Annotated in this window: 3 protein-coding genes; all 3 read left to right on the top strand. The window is 68.8% G+C overall.

All coding sequences use genetic code 11. The annotated features are described in order from the left end of the window. Positions 1-167 precede the first annotated feature (167 nt). The 3 genes from FFS25_RS13200 (at position 168) to FFS25_RS13190 (ending at position 3,643) form a co-directional block, all read left to right on the top strand. Positions 168-1,310, top strand: a complete 1,143-nt coding sequence (locus FFS25_RS13200) for an NAD(P)/FAD-dependent oxidoreductase (RefSeq protein WP_137803235.1) — start codon at positions 168-170, stop codon at positions 1,308-1,310. 15 nt (positions 1,311-1,325) lie between these two features. Further along, complete coding sequence (sigJ, locus tag FFS25_RS13195; protein WP_137803236.1) at positions 1,326-2,192, top strand: RNA polymerase sigma factor SigJ; 867 nt, start codon at positions 1,326-1,328, stop codon at positions 2,190-2,192. A gap of 146 nt (positions 2,193-2,338) precedes the next feature. Continuing rightward, complete coding sequence (locus tag FFS25_RS13190) at positions 2,339-3,643, top strand: ISL3 family transposase (protein WP_349654438.1); 1,305 nt, start codon at positions 2,339-2,341, stop codon at positions 3,641-3,643. Positions 3,644-3,649: the final 6 nt, after the last annotated feature.

Here is a 3,649-nt window from a genome sequence, read left to right as displayed (position 1 = left end):
GGCCCTTCACAGATGAGTGTGGGTTGGCTGCCGAGATCGGGTCCTCTGGGTGATGCGCAGGATCGGCGTGGTCCTGATGCGCGTTGTGCGCCGAGGATCGCGGGGATGTCACAAAGGCTGTTCGGGCGGTGTCTTGATGGCGTCAAGAACTCTCGAGGAAGCGGAGCATGATGCCTGAAATGGTGCGCGTAGTGGTTGTTGGTGGCGGGTACGCCGGGGTGATGGCGGCCAACCGCCTGGCCGGGAACAGGGTTACCCCGGCGGTGGAGGTGACCCTGGTGGATCCGGGGGCGCAGTTCACCGAGCGGATTCGGCTGCACCAGTTCGCCACTGGGGCCCGAGGCGCATCCGGTGTGGAGTGGGCAGAGGTGCTGCACCCGCAGGTGCGGCACCTGCCGACCCGGGTAGCGAGCATCGATGCCGAGAACCGGACGGTCGCCCTGGCGGACCAGGATCCGCTCGGCTTTGACTGGCTGGTCTATGCGGTCGGCAGCGGGGAGCAGTCCACGCCGCTGCTGTCGGTGACCAATCCTGCGGCCGCAGAAACGACGGGGAAAGCGATTGCCGACTTGGCACCCGGAGCGGCGGTCACGGTCGCCGGCGCCGGACCGACCGGGGTAGAAGTCGCCTGTGCCGTGGCGGCCTCGCGCCCGGATTTGGCCATTACAGTCGTAGCCCCGTCGGGACTGACGCATCCGCTGACTGGACGTCCGGCCGTGGCCCGCCGCTTGCAGCGTTTGGGCATCACCGTCGAGGACGGGATGGTCGACCCAGCCACCGGGGCTGTTACCACTGCGGACGGGAACCCTCGCCCCGCGGCGGAGGCGACGATCTGGACGGTGGGGTTGGCCGTACCGACCCTGGGAGCTGACAGCGACTTGCCCGTGAGCAGGGATGGCCGGTTGCTGGTGGATGCCACCCTCACGGTGCCCGGGCACGAGCGCATCCTCGGGGCTGGGGACGCTGTCACCGTGCAAGGGGCGGCGGGGGCGCATCTGCGGGCCTCGTGCGCGTCCGCGATCCCGCTGGGGGCTCATGTTGCCGAAACCGTGCTGGCTCGCCTGGCCGGGACGGCACCGTCGGTGATCGACATCGGCTACCTCGTGCAGTGCCTGGACCTGGGTGCGGGGCGCGGGCACGTGCAGACGGTGCGCCCTGATGACACGGCCCGTCGATGGGCGCTGACCGGTCGAGTCGGTGGCTGGGCCAAGGAACAGGTCTGCCGGATGACCGTGTCCTGGCTGGCCAAGGAGGCCCGCAGATCGGGGTCCTACACCTGGCAGTCGGGCCCGGCCGTGTCCGTAGGCTGAAGCCTCGTGGTCACCATGAGGGAGCAGGACGAGCTGTTCGCCGCCCACCGGTCGATGGTCTTCGCCATCGCTTACGAGATCCTCGGCACCCGAGCTGATGCCGAAAACGTCGTCCAAGAGACGTACCTACGTTGGGCCGACGTAGACGTGTCCACGGTCCGTGATGGGCGGGCGTATCTGGCCAGGATCGCCACACACACCGCCCTGAACACGGTGCGCACCGTGACCCGGCGCCGGGAGGAGTACCCCGGGCCCTGGCTACCAGAGCCCTTGGTGGCCAACCACGAGAGCCCAGAGCACCAGCTCCTGGTCAAGGAGCAGCTCAGCTACGCCTTGTCTGTGCTGCTGCAGCAGGCCACCCCGGAGCAACGGGCGGTGTTCATGCTCCACGACGTCTTCGGCCTGCCCTATCCGGTCATCGCCGAGGCCGTGGGCAAGACCCAGGCCGCGGTCCGTCAGATCGCTCACCGGGCCCGCACACGCCTCACTGCCACAGACCACGGTGCGGTCACCTCCAAAGACAGCACCGAAGTACTTCAGGCCTTCCTAGCCGCCGTGGTCACCGGAGACCTCCAGGCGCTGATGGACGTGCTGGCCCCGGAAGCGGTGCTGCTCTCCGACGGGGGCGGCAAGGTCGTGGCCGCCCGCAAGCCGATCATCGGGGCGGAGCCCATCGCGGCCTTCCTGCTGAAGATCGCCCGCACCCCGGTTCCGCAGATGCGCGTGGACATCGACACCCTCAACGGTGGCCCCGGGGTGCTGATCCACGCCGGGGATCGCCTGGAGCTGACCATGGCCGTAGCCGTGAACGACCAGCGAAAGATCACCGGCGTCTACCTCGTGCGCAACCCCGACAAGCTGCTCCAGCCGACGGACGAGTAAGCGCAGACGAGGTACCACGGTGATGTCGCACGGACGGGAGTGATACCTCCGTCCACGTCGAAGATCGCCGAACCAGACATTCCGAACATTTCCTACGTGCAGGCACGGCAACCGAGCTCTGCCCGCGTCCAGACGAAGGCCTCGACGTGTCTCATGCTGCTTGCGCGCCGGCGTGCGCGCTCTTCGACCTACCCGACGTCCATGTGCTCACAATTGAGCGTCACCGGCTCTCGTTCACTCTGGTGGTCGAGACCGCGCCGTCTCTGGCGGGGTGCCCCTCCTGCGGGGTGCTCGCTACCGGCCACGGCCGGGCGCCGGTGCTGCTGCACGATCTGCCCTGCGCCGGGGTACCCGTGCGCGTGGTTTGGCGGAAGCGCCGCTACCGCTGCCACGAGCACGCTTGCGAGGTGACCACCTTCAGCGAGGTGCATGAGTTGGCCGCCCCGCGGGCCAAGCTCACCACCCGCGCCATCGCCTGGGCCGTGGCCCAGCTGCGCTCTCATGACATCGCGGTCTCGGCCCTGGCCGAGATGCTCGGGGTCGCTTGGAACACCGTCTGGGACGCCATCGCCCCAGTCATCCAGGACCAGGTCGCCGCCAAGGGTCGGCTGGCCGGCGTGACCGCCTTGGGTGTCGATGAGCACGTCTGGAGCCACGTCGGCCCGCCTGGCACCGGGCTGATCACCGGGATCGTGGACCACTCCCGCGACGAGAACGGCCGTCCCCGGGCGCGACTGCTCGACCTGGTGAAGGGCCGCACCGGGGCCGTCTACGCCGACTGGCTGGCTGAACAGGGGACGGCGTTCACCAGTGGGATCCGCACGGCGACACTGGACCCGTTCCACGGCTACGCCAACGCCATTCGTGACGAGCTGCCCGAGGCGATCACCGTTCTCGATGCTTTCCATGTGGTCAAGCTCGGCGGGCAGGTCGTCGACGAGGTCCGTCGCCGGGTGCAGCAGGGCACCCTGGGCCACCGCGGGAGGGCCGGGGACCCGCTCTACGGCATTCGCCGGACCTTGCAGATCGGCGCCGAACACCTGACCGAGAAGCAGATCCGTCGGCTCAACGCGAAGCTCGAGGCCGGGGACCCGCACCACGAGGTCACCCTCGCCTGGCACTGCTACCAGAAGCTCCGAGCCGTCTACCACGCCCGCCCGGAGCAGGGACGCCGGCTGGTCGCCGAGATCCTCGCCTCCTTCCCCTCCTGCCCCATTCCGGAGATCGCCCGGCTGGGCCGCACGCTGCGACGGTGGAAGGCCGCGATCCTGGCCTACTTCGACACGAACGGCGCCTCGAACGGGCCCACGGAAGCCGTCAATGGCGTCATCGAGACCATGCGCCGCGTCGCCCGCGGCTTCCGTAACTTCGACAACTACCGGTTACGGGCCCTGCTCGCCGCAGGCGGTCATCGCCCCTGGCGGAAGACCGCTACCCACACTCAGCTGTGAAGGCCC

It is taken from the genome of Kocuria sp. 2SI (assembly GCF_005502825.1).
GTDB classification, from domain to species: Bacteria; Actinomycetota; Actinomycetes; order Actinomycetales; family Micrococcaceae; genus Kocuria; species Kocuria palustris.
The sequence above is the reverse complement of the archived record's forward strand: the minus strand, read 5'-3'. Positions and strand labels throughout refer to the sequence as shown.

Coding starts and splice junctions, on each gene's coding strand:
- sigJ (WP_137803236.1), top strand. CDS start 1,326: ATGAGGGAGCAGGACGAGCTGTTCGCCGCCCACCGGTCGATGGTCTTC.
- FFS25_RS13200 (WP_137803235.1), top strand. CDS start 168: ATGATGCCTGAAATGGTGCGCGTAGTGGTTGTTGGTGGCGGGTACGCC.